General features: G+C 62.2%; 17 protein-coding genes. 7 read left to right on the top strand and 10 right to left on the bottom strand.

The genetic code is table 11. The features are described 5' to 3' along the window. Positions 1 to 144: 144 nt before the first annotated feature. The 3 genes from E4M07_RS13565 (at position 145) to E4M07_RS13555 (ending at position 6,089) form a co-directional block, all read left to right on the top strand. On the top strand, positions 145 to 2,484 hold the full coding sequence (locus E4M07_RS13565) for a methyl-accepting chemotaxis protein (protein ID WP_169054213.1): 2,340 nt from the start codon (positions 145 to 147) through the stop codon (positions 2,482 to 2,484). A gap of 299 nt (positions 2,485 to 2,783) precedes the next feature. Beyond that, the gene (locus E4M07_RS13560) at positions 2,784 to 4,832 is read left to right on the top strand and encodes a GGDEF domain-containing phosphodiesterase (RefSeq protein WP_136658877.1); all 2,049 of its coding nucleotides are present in this window, start codon (positions 2,784 to 2,786) and stop codon (positions 4,830 to 4,832) included. An 81-nt stretch (positions 4,833 to 4,913) separates the two neighbouring features. Then, positions 4,914 to 6,089, top strand: a complete 1,176-nt coding sequence (locus E4M07_RS13555) for an amidohydrolase (RefSeq protein WP_136658876.1) — start codon at positions 4,914 to 4,916, stop codon at positions 6,087 to 6,089. Here E4M07_RS13555 and E4M07_RS13550 read toward each other — a convergent pair. The 6 genes from E4M07_RS13550 to bhcA form a co-directional block, all read right to left on the bottom strand. Then, positions 6,075 to 6,770 (bottom strand): DNA-3-methyladenine glycosylase I, encoded by a 696-nt coding sequence (locus E4M07_RS13550; protein ID WP_246660447.1) that lies wholly within the window; start codon positions 6,768 to 6,770, stop codon positions 6,075 to 6,077. The genes E4M07_RS13555 and E4M07_RS13550 overlap by 15 nt on opposite strands. Continuing rightward, positions 6,760 to 7,173: a DUF427 domain-containing protein gene (locus E4M07_RS13545; protein ID WP_206057249.1), complete on the bottom strand. Its 414-nt coding sequence runs from the start codon at positions 7,171 to 7,173 to the stop codon at positions 6,760 to 6,762. Before E4M07_RS13545 ends, E4M07_RS13550 begins: the two co-directional genes overlap by 11 nt. Before the next feature lie 80 nt (positions 7,174 to 7,253). Further along, the gene (gene bhcD, locus E4M07_RS13540; protein ID WP_136658875.1) at positions 7,254 to 8,219 is read right to left on the bottom strand and encodes an iminosuccinate reductase BhcD; all 966 of its coding nucleotides are present in this window, start codon (positions 8,217 to 8,219) and stop codon (positions 7,254 to 7,256) included. A gap of 81 nt (positions 8,220 to 8,300) precedes the next feature. Continuing rightward, the gene (locus tag E4M07_RS13535) at positions 8,301 to 9,449 is read right to left on the bottom strand and encodes a DSD1 family PLP-dependent enzyme (protein ID WP_136658874.1); all 1,149 of its coding nucleotides are present in this window, start codon (positions 9,447 to 9,449) and stop codon (positions 8,301 to 8,303) included. Between the two features lies 1 nt (position 9,450). Then, on the bottom strand, positions 9,451 to 10,431 hold the full coding sequence (gene bhcB, locus E4M07_RS13530; protein WP_206057248.1) for a beta-hydroxyaspartate dehydratase BhcB: 981 nt from the start codon (positions 10,429 to 10,431) through the stop codon (positions 9,451 to 9,453). 10 nt (positions 10,432 to 10,441) lie between these two features. Beyond that, positions 10,442 to 11,641, bottom strand: coding sequence for an L-aspartate--glyoxylate aminotransferase BhcA (bhcA, locus tag E4M07_RS13525; RefSeq protein ID WP_136658872.1), 1,200 nt, complete (start codon positions 11,639 to 11,641; stop codon positions 10,442 to 10,444). A 194-nt stretch (positions 11,642 to 11,835) separates the two neighbouring features. Here bhcA and bhcR point away from each other — a divergent pair, with 194 nt between their 5' ends. Beyond that, positions 11,836 to 12,657 carry an HTH-type transcriptional regulator BhcR gene (gene bhcR / locus E4M07_RS13520; protein WP_136658871.1) on the top strand — a complete coding sequence of 274 codons (822 nt, stop codon included), beginning with the start codon at positions 11,836 to 11,838 and terminating at the stop codon, positions 12,655 to 12,657. 5 nt (positions 12,658 to 12,662) lie between these two features. Here the strand turns inward: bhcR and E4M07_RS13515 are convergent, their stop codons facing one another. From E4M07_RS13515 to E4M07_RS13505, 3 genes are all read right to left on the bottom strand, one after another. Then, the gene (locus tag E4M07_RS13515; protein ID WP_136658870.1) at positions 12,663 to 13,181 is read right to left on the bottom strand and encodes a hypothetical protein; all 519 of its coding nucleotides are present in this window, start codon (positions 13,179 to 13,181) and stop codon (positions 12,663 to 12,665) included. A 155-nt stretch (positions 13,182 to 13,336) separates the two neighbouring features. Further along, positions 13,337 to 13,627 carry a DUF1330 domain-containing protein gene (locus E4M07_RS13510; protein WP_136658869.1) on the bottom strand — a complete coding sequence of 97 codons (291 nt, stop codon included), beginning with the start codon at positions 13,625 to 13,627 and terminating at the stop codon, positions 13,337 to 13,339. 155 nt (positions 13,628 to 13,782) lie between these two features. Continuing rightward, entirely contained in the window at positions 13,783 to 14,589 is an 807-nt protein-coding gene (locus E4M07_RS13505; protein ID WP_206057247.1) for a helix-turn-helix transcriptional regulator, read from the bottom strand. A 103-nt stretch (positions 14,590 to 14,692) separates the two neighbouring features. Between E4M07_RS13505 and E4M07_RS13500 the strand changes: the two genes are divergently transcribed. After that, positions 14,693 to 15,955, top strand: coding sequence for an MFS transporter (locus tag E4M07_RS13500; RefSeq protein WP_136658867.1), 1,263 nt, complete (start codon positions 14,693 to 14,695; stop codon positions 15,953 to 15,955). A gap of 24 nt (positions 15,956 to 15,979) precedes the next feature. Here the strand turns inward: E4M07_RS13500 and E4M07_RS13495 are convergent, their stop codons facing one another. Beyond that, the gene (locus tag E4M07_RS13495; RefSeq protein WP_136658866.1) at positions 15,980 to 17,413 is read right to left on the bottom strand and encodes a S8 family serine peptidase; all 1,434 of its coding nucleotides are present in this window, start codon (positions 17,411 to 17,413) and stop codon (positions 15,980 to 15,982) included. A 118-nt stretch (positions 17,414 to 17,531) separates the two neighbouring features. Here E4M07_RS13495 and E4M07_RS13490 point away from each other — a divergent pair, with 118 nt between their 5' ends. Together E4M07_RS13490 and E4M07_RS13485 are read left to right on the top strand one after the other, a co-directional pair. Then, on the top strand, positions 17,532 to 18,065 hold the full coding sequence (locus E4M07_RS13490) for an RNA polymerase sigma factor (RefSeq protein ID WP_136658865.1): 534 nt from the start codon (positions 17,532 to 17,534) through the stop codon (positions 18,063 to 18,065). Next, positions 18,062 to 18,802, top strand: a complete 741-nt coding sequence (locus E4M07_RS13485; protein WP_136658864.1) for a zf-HC2 domain-containing protein — start codon at positions 18,062 to 18,064, stop codon at positions 18,800 to 18,802. The genes E4M07_RS13490 and E4M07_RS13485 overlap by 4 nt, the downstream gene beginning before the upstream one ends. The last annotated feature ends 20 nt before the right edge of the window (positions 18,803 to 18,822 follow it).

Here is an 18,822-nt window from a genome sequence, read left to right as displayed (position 1 = left end):
GCCCGCATTGCAATGGCCGGCAATCGCACGCCTGCATGACGCATCTGTACCAGCCCGCCGGGCATGCCCCAGCACCCGTCCCGAGTGACGGATTTCTCGCGCCTAAAATCAGGTAACCGGATGCAGATTTCCCGAAAACTACCCTTGGCCGCAGTCCTCATGACCCTGTTTGCCGTCGCCGCAACGAGCATGGGCGGTCTCTATGTTGCCGAGCAAGCCAATGTCTCGGAAGTCGAGGACAAGCTGGAAGCCCTGGCCATCGGCAAGAAAAATGAACTTTATCAATATTTTGCCAGCATAAATAAAGATATTGAATTCGTTTCGGAAAGCCGCACGACCATCGAGGCACTGGAACTGATCGCATTCGAGTACAGCCTGTACGAGGGCAAGGCGCAGGAGATCCTGCAACAGCGTTACATCACCGATAACCCCAATGCGGGCGAACCGCACCTGCTCGTAAACCCGGATATCGACGTATACGACAACGTCCACGCTCACTATCACGCATACTTCTCCCGCTTCGTCCTCGATTATGGATACAGCGACGTCCTTCTGGTCGATCCAAGCGGAGAAGTGGTCTACTCCGTGTCGAAACAGCCCGACTTCGCGACCAACCTTGTCGACGGCGACTGGCAGGGGTCCGGCCTTGCGGAGGCCTTCGCCGCGGCGATGCAGGCACCCGAGGGCAGCCAGGCGGCATTCGTCGACATGAAATCCTATGGCCCGACGGCTGGCGCGCCGGCGGCCTTCATCGCGCGGCCGGTGTTCAAGAAGGAGGATCGGCTCGGCGCCGTTGTGTTCCGGGTGCCGTCGTCGAAGATCGCGCAAATCCTTTCCGGAAGGGAGGGTCTCGGCAAGACCGGGGAAACGATCCTGCTCAACAGCGAGGGCTACATGCTGTTCGATTCGCCGCACACCGAGGGCGACGACACGCTGTCCCGACAGATCACCTCTCCGCTTCTCGAGCAGTCTTTGGCGCAGGGAGCGGCAATCGGCGTTCTCACCGGCTATCGCGACGGATCAGTCAGGTCCGCGGTGGTGCCGTTCAAGTTCGGCGGCCAGCACTGGTTCGTCGTCGCCGAAATCGATGAAAGCGAGGCCTTTGCCGGCCTGGCCCGCATGCGGCTGGTGATGCTGATTCTTGCCCTGACCGTCTCGATCCTGTGCCTCATTATCGCCATCCGGTTCTCGCGAACCATTGCCGGGCCCATCAACGAACTCGTCGGAAAGATGCGGGCGCTTGCCGATGGCGATACCGGCGTCGAACTCGACGAGGACCGATCGGATGAAATCGGTGCCATGACGCGTTCGGTAGCGACGTTCCGCGACGCTGCCATCGAGAAAAACCGCCTGGAAGAGGAAGCCGAAACCGGCCGGCTCCTGTCCGACCGGGAACGGGCCGAACGCGAGGCATCCAAGCGGCAGGACGAGCTGGAAACGCGCCAGGCTGTCGAACGGCTTGCGGAAGGTCTGGAGCGCATGGCGCACGGAGATGTTTCGGAGACAATCGACTCGCCCTTCAAGCAGGATCTGGAAAGCCTGCGCCAGAACTACAATGACACGGCAACCCGGCTGCGCACGACCCTGGCCTCGGTACGCGAAACCACCGCTTCGCTGCGCGGCAACGCCGACGAGGTTCACGTTGCGGCCGACAACCTCGCCCGCAGAACCGAGCAGCAGGCGGCTTCGCTCGAACAGACGTCGGCAGCACTCGAGCAGATAACCGTTACCGTCAATACGGCGACCGAGCGGGCCGAGGAAGCAAGCCGCATGGTCGCGGAGACCAGGGAAAGCGCAGAGAAATCCGGCGTGGTCGTCGCCAACGCCATGAGTGCCATGGAACGCATCGAAACGGCATCGCGGGAGATTTCTAAAATTATCAACGTCATTGACGAGATTGCGTTCCAGACAAATCTCCTGGCCCTGAACGCCGGCGTTGAAGCCGCCCGCGCCGGCGAGGCCGGCAGGGGTTTCGCTGTGGTTGCCCAGGAAGTGCGGGAACTCGCGCAGCGCTCTGCGACGGCTGCGAAGGACATCAAGACGCTGATCACGAAATCGGGCGACGAGGTCAAATCCGGCGTCGACCAGGTTAATGCCGCCGCTACGTCGCTTTCGCGGATTGGCGAAGACGTTATTCGCATCAACGACCATGTCAACGCGATTGCGACAGGCGCGCGCGAACAGGCGCTTGGCATTCAGGGTATCAACGCGGCCATCGGCCAGATGGATCAGACAACCCAGCAAAACGCCGCCATGGTCGAGGAAAACAACGCGGTCAGCCAGATGCTGGCCGACGACAGCGGAAACCTCGCGCAGATCGTCGAGCAATTCAAAATCTCGGACAACGAGCACGGAATCGAAGCCGAAACGCAAACGCGGCAGAAGGCCCATACTGCCCAGCAGGTCCGGCCGGCGGCCGCTCGCCCCGGTTCAGTAGCGGGCAACACCGCGCTTGCACAGGAGGAGGACTGGACCGAGTTCTGATAACCGACCCGTTTCAACAGTTTTGAATACGCGGTCTACACCACAATACGTGACAACACTTGCCGAATTACAATCCTCGTCGTCCTGCATCCAATAAAACCTCAGCGTTATTGTCGGTTGATTAAGATTCGTCGTTTATCGTTGGAGGATGGAGCGGTCGCCGGATTGTGGCGGCCAGGACGGGGTTTGTTGCGCAGGTAAACGGTGTATTCGAGCGACGGGTGTCCACAAGCACGAAGTATTTCGACTTGGGTTTTGGCGGTCCGTTATCCGATTTGCGCGATTTCGGTTGTGTGCATATGAGCCGTTTCTTTAGCAATTTCCGAAAGGATCCCGAACGCCGGATCCGGATCGCTTACCGCCTCGTGCTCGTTGCGATGGCGGCACTGCTTGCGACCTCCTATTTCGCCCTGAACTATGCCATTGAGCGCAGCCGCCATAACGCGATTGCCTTCAAAGACCTGAATAACGAACGGGTATTGTCGCAGCGCGTCGTTCTGCTGAGCCAGCATGCACTGAATATCGGGGACATCAGCCATCGCCGGAACGTGCTGAATTTGCTCAACGAGTCGCTGTCGGAACTGGAGCAGATACACAGCCAGCTCGCCGGCCAGATCCATCGAGAGGCAAACAAGGACGCATCGACCAAGCGCGTCAGCGACATATTCTTCTCGTGGCCGGAGCAACTGGACTACCGCATGCGGTCGCTGATCAGCAACAGCCGGCAACTCGCGACGTTCGCCGAAAACGCCCCGGATACCGCGGCAATCTACCTCGCGCCGATGCAAGAGACGGCTGCTGAAATGGTGCTTCCCGCCCTCGACCAGGTCTCCGACATCTACCGGCTCAACACGCGCGCCTCCATCGACCTGTTCGAACGGGTCCAGCGGACGTTGGTCGCCGCCGCCTTCGTCCTGCTGGCGGTGGTCTGGCTGTTTCTGTTCCGTCCCCTAGCCACACAGATCGGGCGGCGGACACGCGAGCTCGTGGCGGCGCGTGACGAGATGCAGTACGCGGCGATGCATGACGGTCTGACGGGCCTCGCGAACCGCGACTTCGCACTGCGCAAGGTGCAGGAGCAAACCGAGCTTCACAAGGACGGGAGTTCCGGGAGCATGGCGCTGCTTCTGCTCGACCTCGACGATTTCAAAAACGTCAATGACAGCTACGGGCACCTGAGCGGAGACCGGCTGCTTTGCGTTGTCGCCAACAGGCTGAAGTCGGTCCTGGGCAAGGATGGGACCGCCTGCCGCATGGGCGGCGACGAATTCCTTGTCATCATCGAAAATAAAGAGGCGCTGGCGCTGCTGCCGAGAATTGCGGGCAGGATCCTGGAGCGCCTGAATTCGGCGGTCGCCCTGTCGAACGCCACGACACTGGTGCGCTCCAGTATCGGCATCGCGCGCTTTCCGACGGATGGCAAAGACGCGGAACAGCTTCTTGCCGCCGCGGACCTGGCGCTCTATGCCGCCAAGAAATCGGGCAAGGGCACATTCCGCTTCTTCAACGAGGAAATGCAAAGGGAACTCAACGAGGCAAAGGCACTCGAAAAGGACATCGACGCCGCCATCACGCTGGGCCAGTTCAAACCCGTGTTCCAGCCGCAGATCGATGCCATATCCGGCCGGGTCATCGGCGTGGAAGTGCTTGTGCGCTGGCACCACCCGGAGCGCGGAGTACTGCTCCCCGGCGAGTTTCTCGATGTGGCGGCCAATCTCGGGCGCATGCCTGAGATTACGCGCCTTGTTCTTGACCAGGCTTTTGAAACCGCGGCGCAGTGGCAATCCCGCGGTCTCGATTTCGGGCGCGTTGCGGTCAATTTCTCCGGTCATGACCTGATGTGGAACGGATTTTTCCGCAACCTCGCGCAACTGGCCCGCGAGCACGGCCTTGCGTGCGATCATATCAGTGTCGAAGTGGTCGAATCGGTGGCCATCAGAAGCGACAACGAGCAGTCCGCGCAGGCCCTCTACGAGCTCCGCAAGCTCGGAATCCGAATCGAGATCGACGATTTCGGAACCGGGTTTGCCTCGCTGTCGCACCTCAACCGCAACCTCTTCGACCGGGTCAAGATCGACCGCCAATTCATCGCGGAAATCGACAGTTGCGAACGCAGCAAAATCATCGTCGATTCCATCATTCGGCTGGCAAAGGCCCTCAACCTTCAGGTTGTTGCCGAAGGAATGGAGCGGCAGGAGGAGATCGACACGCTGCTTGAACTTGGCTGTACCCAATTCCAGGGCAACGCCATCGCACCGCCGATGCCGCCGAATGTCGCCAATGAATGGCTGGTGGCCCATTGCCGGGCCGATGCGCGTCCGGTCGCACTGTCGGCCGCGGCAAACTGAGGAACCGCGCCCGGGCGGTCTTGACAGGTTCACGCTCAAATCGCAGCTTTCCGCCCTTACCTGCACAATCGGCGGACGCACATGCAGCTCACGAAAATCCAGGTCGAAACACTCGTAGCCATCCGGCGGGACCTCCACCGTCAGCCGGAGCTTTCCGGCGAGGAAACGCGTACGGCCGAAACGATAGCCGCGCACCTGGCGGCGCTTGAACCCGACAGGATCGTCCGGGGCCTCGGAGGCGCAGGGGTGGCCGCCGTCTTCGACAGCAAACGGCCCGGCCCGTCCGTCATGGTCCGGTGCGAGCTCGACGGTCTGCCGATCCGCGAGACCGGAACGGCAGCTTATATTTCCGCGATCGACGGTAAAGGGCACCAGTGCGGCCACGATGGCCACATGGCAATCCTGCTGGGCGTGGCCGCGCTGTTGCGCAAGCGTCCGGCACGCGGGCGTGCCGTGCTGCTGTTTCAGCCCGCCGAGGAAACGGGTCAGGGCGCACGGGCGGTTGTCGCCGACCCGCGGTTCGGGGACGTCCGCTGCGATTATGCCATCGCGCTGCACAATCTGCCCGGTCATCCGACCGGCCTCGTCATCCTAAAGGAGGGGCACGTCAATTGCGCGTCGCGTGGCATGCGCATCCGTCTGACCGGCAAGACCGCGCATGCAGCGCAACCCGAGACCGGCGTCTCTCCGGCCCAGGGGCTGGCCAATATAATCCGGGACCTGGACGCCCTGACCCGTGTCGGCGGTGCAGATGCCGATTTCAGCCTCGTCACCATCGTTCATGCGAGCCTCGGCGAGAAGGCCTTTGGCGTCTCTCCCGCACAAGCCGAGATCTGGGCGACGCTGCGCACGGTAACCGATCGGAAGATGCAGGATCTCGTCGTGGCGGCGGAAGCGATCGCGCGGCGCGAGGCGGACCGATGCGGCGTCGCCGTCGAAATCGCATATGACGACATCTTCGATGCGTGCGAGAACGATGCAGCGGTCGTCGCACATATGCGCGACAGCGCCCGCGGTCTCGGCCTGGCAGTGGAAGAACTGCTGGCGCCGCTGCGATTTTCAGAGGATTTCGGTACGTTCGGCCAAACCGGTGCGTCGGCCATGTTCTTCCTCGGTGCCGGGACGGACACCCCGGCCCTGCACAATCCCGATTACGATTTTCCGGACGCTCTCATTCCGACCGGCGCCGCCATGCTTCACGCCACCATGTCCGCGCTGATCGGCGACAATAGTGCGGCGCCGTCAGGCGTCGATTGAGCAGGCAAGCACGCGGCTGACTTGCATCATCGGACGGCCCGATTGCGCGCACCACGTGTTGAACGCGTCCTGGACGCGCTCCATGTCTCTCTTTGAACTCGGCGCCTTGTCGACCACACCCTCGCGGATGAGCGCGGCGACCACATCGCGCGAAAGGACGAAACTGTCGACGCCCATGAACCTTAGAAAGTACATCGCGCTGTTGCCGCCGAGACGGTTCGCGCGCTTCTTCAGCAAGGCAAGCAAGCCGACATAATCCTGCGCGGGCCACTCGGCGAAAACCCGCGCCGCCGATCCCTTCTCCTTGGCAAGCTCTGCAAGAAAACGCGCATTGTCGCGGATCGCGGCAATCTTCTTGCCGTGACGTATGACCTTCGGATTGCTCAGATGCTCGCCGATTTCCTCGTCGGTCATGAAGCCCGCACGGCCGATGTCGAATCCGTGGAACGCCTCCTCGATATCGGGCCACTTGTTTTCGACCACCTTCCAGTTGAATCCCGCCTGGAAGATGCATTTGCTCATCTGGGAGAGCCAGCGATCGTCGGGTATCGCCGCAAGCTCATCGCTGGTTCTCGGCCGGGAGAGTGTCGCTTCGAAGGCGTCCGCGCCTCCCTTGCGGTCGGCGGCAATGTCGTAGATCGCATCGAAATCGCGCATGGTCACCCCGTCGTCAGCCTGCAAGGCGGCGCGCCTTGGCCGCCTCCACGGTGATCGTGACCCGGCGCGGATCGAAAGCGATGTAGCCGGAAATCTGCTCGGCAAATTCAAAGGGATCTTCGTAGGACCAGCCGAGTTCCTCGGCCAGTTCCTCACCGGCATCGTCCACGAGGCTGTAGTAGCTTGCGTGCCCTTTCAGCGGGCAAAGGGTGGATTTCTCGGTTTTGCGGAGGCTTGCGGGAACGTCCTCGCGCGGAATGTAGTATTGCGGCTGGTAGATCCTGCGGCCGACTTCCTGCAGCCGCAGGGCACGGTCCGTGTCGGCGATCTTGAGGTCGCCGAACTTCACCTGAACTTTCTGGTCCATCCTGTCGACCTGCATGAAATGCTGCGGCCGGGAAGGATTGTGTATCGCACCCTCGATCATTTCGGTCCCCTCGCAATCAAACGCCCGTTACCATGATGAAATGGAGCGGGTCCGTCAAATTTCGAGTGTACCGTGCGACTCTAGAGACTTGCCGTTTGCGCGAGTCCCTGCTCTTCGGCCTTTTTGGCGACGGCTGAAGCGACGGCGAGGTCCTGCAGGCCGACCCCCGTCCCGTCGAAGAGCGTGATCTGGTCGTCGGAAACCCGTCCGGCCTGGACGCCATTGATGACATCCCCGATCGGCGTTATGGCGGCCTCGGCCAGCAGCCCGGATTCGACGGCATGCTGGGCTTCGCCGATTGTCACCGACTGGGCGACCTCGTCAGTGAAGACGGCGGCCGACGCGAATAGATTGGGATCGACCTCCATCTTGCCCTTGGTGTCGGTCCCCATGCAGGCAAGGTGGGTTCCCGGTCGGATCCACTCCTTCATCAGCAAGGGCTCGTGGCAGGATGTGATCGTGATGATGACATCGGCACGGGCGGCGAGCTGCTCCGGCTCGACCCTCTCGAATTTCAGGCCGAGGCCCGTGACGGTCTTCTCCAAGTCGTCGAGCATTTCCGGGTGACGGTTCCAGGCGACGACGTTCTCGAAATTGCCCTGCTTGGCAGCTGCGCGCACCTGGAAATGAGACTGATGCCCGGCGCCGACCATGCCAAGGACACGGGAATCGGCACGCGCCAGGTGCCTGATCGAAACGGCGCTCGACGCGGCGGTGCGAATGGCGGTCAGGTAGTTGCCGCCAACGGTTGCTGACAGGCGGCCGGTGTCCGGATCGAAGAGAAAGACCGTCGACTGGTGGTTCGGAATGCCTTTTTCCGCGTTTCCGGGCCAGTATCCGCCAGACTTCAGTCCGAGGGACAGGCCGGCCCTGTCAAAGCCGGACTTGAAGCCGTAAAGCGCGTCGGCATGGCCGATCGCCTCGCGGATGACGGGGAAATTGTAGGCGTCGCCGCGCGCCATCGCCGCGAACACGGCTTCAACCGCTCCGTAGCCGTCCTCTTCGGTCAGGATGGACCTGACGCACTCTTCGGAAACTATGATCATTGGAAAGTCCTTCTGGAGAGACCGGTACGAGCCAAGGGGGCGGCGCGGAACGCCGCCCCGGCTTCAAAGCCAGAACAGGTTTCAGAGACACATGCCGCGCGCCGTCACCGGCCAGAGCGCCTCGACCTTGCCGTCGCGCACGCCGACATACCAGTCGTAGACATTGCAGGTGGGGTCGCAGTGGCCGGGTATCAGCTTCAGCCTGTCGTTTAGCTTGAGCACGTTCTGCGGATCGGCGATCACACCGTGCTCGTCGGAGCACTTGATGTATTCGACATCGTCGCGGCCGAAGATCACCGGCAGGCCGCTGTCGACGCTCTGCGCCTTGAGGCCGGCATCGCAAATCGCCTTTTCGGTCTTCGTCTTCGACATGATGGAGGTGTAGATGAACAGGCTGTTCTCGAACTCATGGATGAAATCGCCCCGCCTGTCCCTGACACGCTGATAGTCGGCGTCCATGAATATGTAGGAACCGCACTGCATCTCGTTGTAGACGCCGCTGCCGCCTTCGAAATAGTAGGTGCCGGTCCCTGCCCCGCCGACGATGTCGCATTCGAGGCCTTCGGCCTGCAGCATGGCGACGGTGTCCTCGACCATCTTCACGGCCTTGTCGATCTGTCCCTTGCGCTCCCCGAAATCGTGAACGTGTTGGGCAGCGCCCTGATAGGCCTGCAGGCCGGAGAATTTCAGACCCGGCGCGGCATCGATCGCCTTGGCGAGTTCGACCACCGGTTCGCCCCACTGGACGCCGCAGCGGCCGGCACCGACATCGATCTCGACCAGACACTCGACAATCACGCCGTGACGGCTGGCCGCCTCCGACAGATCGTCGACATTGCCGCGGTCGTCGACGCACACAAGCACGCGGGCCTTCTTGGCCATCGCGGCAAGACGGTCGATCTTCTTAGGATCGACGACCTGGTTGGATACCAGGACATCCTTGACGCCGCCGGCCACGAGGGCCTCGGCTTCCGACACCTTCTGGCAGCAGACGCCGCAGGCGCCGCCGGCTTCCATCTGGTAAAGCGCGATATCCGCCGATTTGTGCGTCTTCGCGTGGGCACGATGGCGAATGCCCTTCGATTCAATAAATTCGCGCATTTTCTTGACATTGCGCTCGAAGGCGTCGAGATCGACGATCAATGCGGGCGTACCCACATCCTTCAGGTCCATTCCGACCACTGCCGGCACGTTGAGGCCGACCACCGGTGCGCTGCTCATTGCGTTCATCCTATTCTCCCGCTGATTTTTCCAAGCCGAGGCCCTGCATCCAGGGCAGTTTCGTCAAATCCACATTGCCGCCGGTGAAGATCACGCCGACGCGTTTGCCGTTGAAAATGTCCCGGTTGCGGATGATCGCCGCCATCGCAACGGCGCTCGACGGTTCGATGACGATCTTCATGCGCTGCCAGACAAGATACATCGCCCGGGCGATTTCGTCCTCCGACACGAGGAGAACATCGGCGACGTGGTTCGAGACAAAGTGCCATGTCCGCGGCCGCATCGATACTTTCAGCCCGTCGGCGATGGTCTGGGGCGCGTCATCCTCGACGATCCTGCCCTCGCGCAACGACCGGTAGACATCGTCTGCGTTTTCCGGCTCTGCCGCGTAGATCTTCGTGTGCGGCGAGATGTTGGACATGGTCAGGCAGGTGCCCGATATCATGCCGCCGCCGCCGATGGGTGCTACCACCGCATCGAGCGGGCCGACCTCCTCGTTCAGCTCCAGGGAACAGGTTCCCTGGCCGGCGATGACGCGGTGATCGTTGTAAGGATGGACGAAATCCGCGCCTGTTTCGTCAACCACTTCCTGAAGCATGGCCTCGCGCGCCGCCGTTGAGGGCTCGCACTCGCGTACGGTGCCGCCGTAACCGCGCACCGCGTCCTTCTTGGCGTCCGGCGCCGTTTTCGGCATGACGACGGTCACACCGATACCGCGCCGCCCGGCCGCATAGGACAGCGACAGGGCATGATTGCCGGAAGAATGGCTGGCAACGCCGTATTTTGCCTTGTCGGCGCTGAGGCCGAACACCGCATTGGATGCGCCGCGAACCTTGAAGGCGCCGGCCTTCTGGAAATTCTCGCATTTGAAAAACAGGTCGGCGCCTGTCATGGCGTTGAAGAAGGTGCTGGTCAGCACGGGCGTGCGGTGCACATAGGGCCGGATGCGTTCATGCGCGGCCTTCACATCGTCAAATGTCGGTATGTACATCAATAAATCCTCACGCCGCGCGCGACGTGCCGACGGAGCCGACATGCCTGGTGCTGCGGTAATATTCCTGCGCGGCCGCGACGCCGGCGCCGAGATTGATCGGATAGTCGAGATCGGCCATGACCATTTCAGCGGCGGCAATGCCGCTCAGGGCCATGACGTCCGTCATCGATCCAAGGTGACCGATGCGGAAGACCTTGCCGGCAACCTCGCCGAGGCCTACGCCGAAGGCAACGCCGTATTTCTCTGCCGCGTGGCTGACGACCTTGTTGCTGTCGAAACCGTGCGGGACGTAGATGGCGGTGACTGTCTCGGAGTAAAGACGCGGGTTGTTGGCGCAGATCTTCAGGCCCCACGCGCCGATAGCGGTTCGGATGCCTTCGGCAATGCGGTGATGGCGGGCAAAGACATTGGGAAGCCCCTCCTCCTGCAGCATTTCCAGCGACACCTTCATGGCGCTCAGTATGTTGAGCGGCGGCGTGTAGGGAAAACCGCCGGAAGCGTTCGTCGACAGCATGTCGCGGAAGTCGAAGTAGCAGCGCGAACAGCGGGCCTTTTCCATCGCCTTCAGCGCCTTGGTGCTGATACCGACGATGGCGGCGCCGGTGGGCAGCATGAAGCCCTTTTGCGATCCGGTGACCGCGAGATCGACACCCCATTCGTCCATGCGGAAATCCATCGAGGCGATCGAGCTGACCCCGTCGACGAATAACAGCGCCGGGTGCTTTGCCGCGTCCAACGCCTTGCGGACCGCGGCGACATCGCTGCGCACGCCGGTTGCTGTCTCGTTGTGGGTAACGAGAACGGCCTTGATCGCATGCGCCTTGTCAGCCGTCAGCGCTTCCTCGATCCGGTCTGCCGGAATGCCGTTGCCCCATTCCTCCTCGATGATTTCGACATCGAGGCCCTGGCGCTGACACAGATCGATCCAGCGGTGCGAGAACATGCCGTAGCGGGCCGACAGGACCCGATCGCCCGGCGACAGCGTGTTGGTGACGGCCGCTTCCCAGCCGCCGGTGCCGCTTGCCGGAAAAATCACGACTTCGCCGGTGCGTGTTTTCAATACATCCTTCACCCCGGCAATGACGGGGTTCAGTATCGCCGCGAATTTCTCGGAGCGGTGATCCATAGACGGGACGTCAATCGCCCGACGCAGCCGTTCGGGGATATTGGTCGGCCCTGGAATAAACAGCGGGTTCTGGTCGCTCATGGTCCATCCTCAAATTCCAATGACCGACAAATTGCCAAAACCGCGCGCGAATTACAATTTTTCCGAAAAATTTTTCCATTGTTGAATTTATACCATAAGCTGTTGCTATTGTTTATTTATTTTAATCCAAAATCTATTTTCAAAAATTTCTTCCAACACTTGCATATAAAATCCGTTGCGCCATACTCCCCGCCATGAGCGATACGGTCTTTACAAGAACGCGCGGCCGGCCCCGCGGCCGGCCGACCAACAAGCCGGCATCCAATGTCAAGGCGCTGGAGCGGGCGTTGATCCTGCTGCAGACGGTGGCCGAGGCCGATAGCATGAGCCTCACCGACCTTTCGCAGAGGGCCGGCATGCCGGCCTCCACCGTGCACCGGCTGCTCGTGACCCTGCAGAATTTCGGCTATCTGGAGTTCAACGAGGAATCCCAGTTGTGGACCATCGGCGTCGAGGCGTTCCGCATCGGCGGGTCCTTCGCCCGCCGTATCAAGGTGGTCGAGGCGGGCCGGCCGATCTTGCGCGCACTGATGGAACGGACCGGCGAGACCGCCAACATGGCGATCGCCGACGACGGCGATGTTGTCTTTGTCTCCCAGGTCGAAACGCACGAACCGATCCGCGCTTTCCACAGGCCGGGCACCCGCGCCCACATGCACGCCTCGGGCATCGGCAAGGCGCTGCTGGCGCATATGGACGGCGCCGGGCTCGACAGCTGGATGGCAAAGAAGGGACTGCCCACCTACACGCTCAACACCATCGCCGATCCCGATGCCCTGCGGTCCGAAATGGCGGCCATACGCGAGCGCGGCTGGGCGATCGACAATGAGGAACGCACGCTCGGCATGCGTTGCGTCGCGGCGCCCGTCTACAACGAATATGGCGAAGCCATCGCCGGCGTCTCCGTTTCGGGGCCCACCGTCCGGATACCGGATTCAGTGCTGACCGAATACGGTGTCCTCGTACGCCAGACGGCTGACGAGATCACGCGCAGTATCGGCGGCGCTGCACCCTAGCTCTGTCAGCCGGCGCGTTTTGCCACCCCGCTCAACGAGCCCAGGAAGGCACGGACGGTGTCCGGCAGCGATCCCCTTTCAAACGCCGACAGGGAATCGACCGTCCAGCCCTCTTGCGGCGACAGCCGCTCGGTGAGCAGCAGGATCGTCCGGCGCTGATTGCTGGAAATCGGCATGGCGTCCGCCGTTCGCAGGAGCAGGAGCAACTCGTGCACCTGGCGCATCGCACGGAAGGCATGCATCATCGACCGCAGGGTAGCGGGGTCGTCAACAATCGTCCGACCGGCAAAGACCTCCTGGGTGACCCGCTGGCCGGCGCCGAAACAATCGTAGTCGATGCACCCCGCGAACCCGTTTTCCCGTCTTTGCGCGTGGATCGCACAGCGATTATCGGGGTCGAGATGCGGACAGGGCGTGCCGGCCGGCTTGTCGAAACCGAACTGCCCCGACTTGTCGAAAGAAAGCGCCACGCAGCAAAGCGCAGCACAATTCGCGCAGTCCGCGCGCAGGAGTGCGTTGTCCATGGTGATGCCTGTAACTTGTCGCGAAGATGGCGGAAAACCGCCAAACAGAAAGGCCGGCCCCTTTCGGACCGACCTTCATTGAACCATAACCGCTAAATTGTTTGCCGGCAAGGCAAGTCGATTGTCGAGCGCCAATCAGTCAGAGATGAACCGCGCTACACCCCCTCGACGATGACGAAGGAACACTCCGCATTGGCGCGGCGGATTGCCTTCACCGGTGCATATTCTTCGCTGTTCACGAAATCACGGGCGCTTTGCATATCGGGAAACTCGACGATTACGATGCGTGTCGGCGACCAGAGATCGCTTTCGACGACGTCCATTTCACCACCACGCGCCAGGTACTTTCCGCCGTATTTTTCGGCGATCGGTCGGGCCTTGGCCTTGTAGGTTTCATAGGCTTCAGGGTTGCTGATTTTGGTGTCGACAATGACATAGGCGCTCATGGACGGTCCGACCTTTGCGGTTGTGGGGGCAATTCTGGCGGGTTTGCGGGTTGATACCCGAATTGGTGACACAGCCAAACCGAACGCACAAGATCAATATGGCCAGCGTATGCGGACACCCGGTTCACACGACTATTTCCACGCATCCGGCCGGCCTAACCGGCACGCCGCAGATGGCCGGGACCGGCTGCCATTTCAGACGGCGCAACGCCCATCACCCGCCTGAATGCCGCCGTAAAGGCGCTCGGGCTGCTGTAGCCGTGCTCGCGCGCGACAACCGACACGGGCCGGCCGCGCGACAGGGCCTCCATGGCACTGTGAAAGCGCGCCCGCTGTCGCCATTCGGTAAAACCGATGCCGAGATCATGATCGAACAGCCGCGCCAGGGTCCGCGCCGATGCACCGGCAACCTGTGACCAGTCGTCAAGCGTCCGGCTGTCTGACGGATCCGCCAGCAAGGCGGCGCACAGGGTCTGCAGGCGCGGATCGGCCGGCAACGGCACATGCAGCGCCAGTTCCCGGGCGACACCGATCTCGACCTCGATCATCCGGGCGATGTGGGCCGCGCGGCTGCCGGGCGCGTATGCCATCGGCGCCTCGCTCAAGGCAAGGATCAGTTCCCGAAGCAGATTCGACACCGCAATGACGCAAAGCGGCCGCGGGCGCTGCTGCACCGCCGCCGCATCGACATAGAGCGTGCGCATATCGACGGCACCGAACATGCTGACCTTGTGGTCGGTGCCGCCCGGAATCCAGATGGCGCCGTCGGGCGGCACCACCCAGGCCTGCCGGTCCGTTTCGAGACGCATGATGCCGCTCGCAGCATAAAGCAGCTGGTCGCGCCGATGGCGGTGCAGCGGAATGGTGTGGCCGTCGGCAAACGATGCGCACATCGCGCCGATGGGCTGCGTGAGGCGCTCATAATCCTCCGGATTTGAACTGCGCCGCGCGTCTTCGGTCATAGGCGGTTCCTTGTTCATTTGTCCGTTTCTCGATGAAATATGGCATGACATCGAAATTCCGCCAACTGTAAACTGAACCGACGGCATCGACCAGGGACCCAAGATGACACGCGACCGGCTGCATTTTCTGCTCCTCAACATCGGGCATTTCCTGGATCATCTTTTCACGCTGATCTTCGCAACGGTGGCCGCGCTTGCGCTGCACCGGGAATGGGGCGTCGGCTATGCCCAGCTGCTGACCTACGCGACACCGGGGTTTTTCGCCTTTGGCGTGTTCGCATTGCCGGCAGGATGGCTCGCCGACCGCTGGAGCCGCGACGGCATGATGTGCGTGTTTTTCGTCGGCATCGGCGTATCATCCATCGTCACGGGCTTTGCGCAGACGCCCCTGCAGATCGGCATCGGACTGTTTGTCATCGGCATGTTCGCCGCGATCTATCATCCGGTCGGGCTGGCCATCGTCACGATGAAATGGCGAAATATGGGCATACGGATCGCCGCCAACGGTGTCTGGGGCAATCTCGGGGTCGCCTGCGCGGCACTGATCACCGGCTTCCTGATCGATCACGGCGGCTGGCGCATGGCCTTTATCCTGCCGGGGATCTTTTCAATCGCAATGGGCATGGCCTATTGGGCGCTGCGGCACGGTGCGATCCGATCCGACCATACCGCGTCCAGGACGCCGGGATCCGCAAAGACCGACGAACTGCCGATCTCCGACAGGGGGATTTACATCCGGATCTCGGCGATCATCTTCCTGACGATCGCGGTCTCGTCCGTCATTTTCCAGTCGACGACATTCGCTCTTCCCAAGGTGTTCGACGAGCGTATCCAGGGTCTCGCCGGCAACGTTTCGGCATGGTTGCAGGGCGTTGCCACCGCCGACAACGCCGACGTGGCAACCGCCATCGGGTCCCTCGCCTTCCTTGTGTTCGCCGTCGCGTCGATGGCGCAGCTTGTTGTCGGCGCGGCGCTCGACAGGCTTGGTGCCCGGCAGGTCTTCATGATCGTGGCGTTCATACAGATCGTGTTCTTCTGGCTGATGCCCGGCCAGACCGATGCGGTCGCGTTTGCCGTCGCGCTCGGCTTCATGCTCGGCGCATTCGGCCAGATTCCAATCGGGGATTACATGGTCGGCAAGATGGCGAGCGGTGCCCATCGCGCCCGCATCTACGGCGTGCGCTATGTGGTCAGCTTCACCGCGCTGGCCGCCAGCCTGCCGATGATCGCCTTTGTCTACGACCGCTGGGGGTTCGATACGCTGTTCCGCATCCTGGCCGCCGCCGCCATGGTCATCTTCGTCGCGGTTTCGGCATTGCCCAGGCGCCTGCCGGAGCAGCAACGTGCGAATGTCGCGGCGGAGTGACCGGGAAGCGCGATCGCGCTTGTCCTAGTTGCACAAGTCCATGGCCTGAAGCAGGCCGTACCCGAAGACATCGTCCTTTCCGGGCGTGCCGAGATCGAGGGCGCGTTGGGCAAGCGCGCCAAGCGCCTCGTCATGGCCGGCTGCTTCCAGGTCGTGAAGCACCAGTGCCGTTGCCGCGGTGATGAACGGCACCGCGTAGGAGGTTCCCGTCGCAAAGCGGGCGCCCCTGACGGAGGCGGCGATCCACACCTCGACGCCGGGACCGGATATGTCGATATGCTCGCCGCGACCGGCGCGGCGGTAGATGCGCCCCCGGTGATCGACGGCTGTCACGGCGATCACCCCGGGATAGGCGGCGGGATACACCGGCTTGGCCTTGGGACCCATGTTGCCGGCCGCCGCGACGACGACCACGTCGTTTTCTTCAAGGCTCGCGATCGCCTGTTCCAGCACGGCGTTTTTCGGGCCCGAAAGGCTCATATTGATGACACTGACATCCCGCCGGCTGACCAGGTCAATCGCCCGCACGAGCGTGAAGACGTCGCTGCGCTCGTCATTGCCCTTGCCTCTGTAGAAGGCGTCGACGGCAAACACGGTGGCATCCGGCAGCAGCCCTGGCGTGCGGCTTTCCGCCGAGCCGATAAGAATGGAGGCAACGGCGGTGCCATGCCTAAGGGACGATCTGCGCGCGCCTTCCACCGGGCTGTTGATGACCTCGAGCCGGCCGCCGCTGAATGCGAGATGGTTGGGATTGATGCCGGTGTCGATGAGACCGATGCGGGCTCCCGCGCCGCAACTGCCTTGCCCGTCGGGAGCGATCGGCCAGCCGATCATCTTGCGGGCGTTGCAGCCCGGCCCCTCGCACGCCGGTACGGATGGCGTGGCGACCGGCGTCTGCGGCGCACTGGTGCGATAGTAATGATTGAAATCGGCGCTCGCGGTGGAATTGGCTTCCGCCACCTCCGTGCGGGCGTCTTCGAGCGAGATGCCGGAACGGATCCTGAAGCGAACCAGCGTCGCCGGCGGCGTGAGCGTTTGCTGGCGGTTCAGAACGACATAGCCCTGCCCGACAAGGCGCTCGATGTCGTCGTCATCGAGCCCGGTGGCGACGATTTCGTCCGGTGCCCGTGAAGACCTGGGGGCCCGTGTTGCCGAAGGCGCGCGTCGGGCGGCCGGGCGGTTGTTTCGAAATATCCGGAAAATACCGGGTGCATTGACCGCGCCCGACCTTCCGGAGCCGGCGGCGGAACCGTCATCGTCGTCGCCGTCGTCGCTGTCGCTATCGTCTCCATTGTCGCCGTCGCCGTCGTCACCATCATCCGCATAGGCAACGCTGTTCCACACGCGATCGCCGGCGATCATCACCTCGGACGTCAGGAACAACGCCGAAAGCAGGAAAATTCCGATATGCGCCGATATCGCGGTTGCCTTGGAGGCTGGAATTCTGAATATAGCCATGCTTGCGTGCTCACTTGTATTTGCGGGCCGTAGCCCCTCAACCCTTCAGGACGTTAACGCGACAGCGACGCAATTATTCCCCAGTTTATTCATTTCGGCATGAAAGGCCCAATCTCAAATGGCGGATGAATTTGGCCAGGAGTTGATCGCGTTGCTTCCCAATTTGCGCCGCTTCGCGATTTCGCTGTGCAAATCACGCGACATTGCCGACGATCTGGTGCAGGCAACCTGCGAGAAGGCCCTCGCCAATCGCGGAAGTTACCAGCCGGGAACGCGCATGGATGCATGGCTGTTCCGGATCATGCGCAATGCCTGGATCGACCGTACCCGCCGCCAGCGGACCGAGGGCGTGCAAACGGATATCGACGATGCGCATTTCCTGATCGGCCAGGACGGTGCTGCCGCGACCGAGGCGCGCCTTGTCCTAAACGAGACGGCACGGGCGATCGCGGCGCTGCCGGACGAGCAGCGCGAAGTCCTGTTGCTCGTCAGTGTCGAAGCGCTTTCCTACAAGGAAGCCGCCACGGTTCTGGACGTGCCGATCGGCACCGTCATGAGCCGGCTTGCCAGGGCGCGCAAAAAAATCATGGACGAGGTTGGAATAGAAGGCCCCGCCGAACGTTCTGGTGATAAGAAAGGTATTGCGAAATGACCCAGGAGCGGTTCAGCGACGAGACCCTGATGGCCTTCGCCGACGGCGAACTCCCGCCCGAGGAGCGGGAAGCCGTCGAGCGCGCGCTGGAGAACGACCCTGCACTCGGCGAGAGGGTCGCCGCATTTCTCGACAGCCGCATGCGGGCGCAGGACGCGCTGAAGCCACTGCTCGATGAGCCCGTGCCCGAGGCACTGGCAGCCCGGGTCAGCGGTATGATCGGTGAACAAAGCAACGTCACGGCGTTTCGGCAACGCCAGGCCGGCGCACCTGCCCGCCGCTGGGCGCTGCCGCTTGCCGCGTCCGTCGCCCTTGTCGCGGGTGCCCTTGGCGGTTATCTGGCGGGCATTTCAGGCCCGGATACCGAAAGCGGCCTGCGCATGGCGGATCTCAGTCAGCCGGGCATCGTAACGGCGCTCAACTCGGTTGCTTCCGGCGCGGAAACAGGACTTGCCGCCGGCGAACGTTTCCGGGCGATCGCGAGCTACCGCGACGCCGATAACACGCTTTGCCGCGAGTTCGAGGTCGATCATGCCGACGGTTCGACCGTCGTGGCGGTCGCCTGCCTTCCCGATGGGACGTGGGAGCTGCAGTTCACGGTGGTCGCGCAGCAAAACAGCAGCGGCTACGCGCCGGCCTCGTCGCTCGAGGCGCTTGACGCTTACCTCTCTGCAGTTGGCGCCGGTGCGCCGATGTCTGCCGAGGAGGAAGAAGCGGCGCTGCGCTCAACCGACTGAGAAATCACAAATTCGAAATG

It is taken from the genome of Nitratireductor sp. XY-223, from assembly GCF_004959855.1.
Lineage (GTDB): Bacteria > Pseudomonadota > Alphaproteobacteria > Rhizobiales > Rhizobiaceae > Hoeflea_A.
Note: the sequence above shows the minus strand (reverse complement) of the source record. Positions and strands in the feature narration are given on the sequence as shown.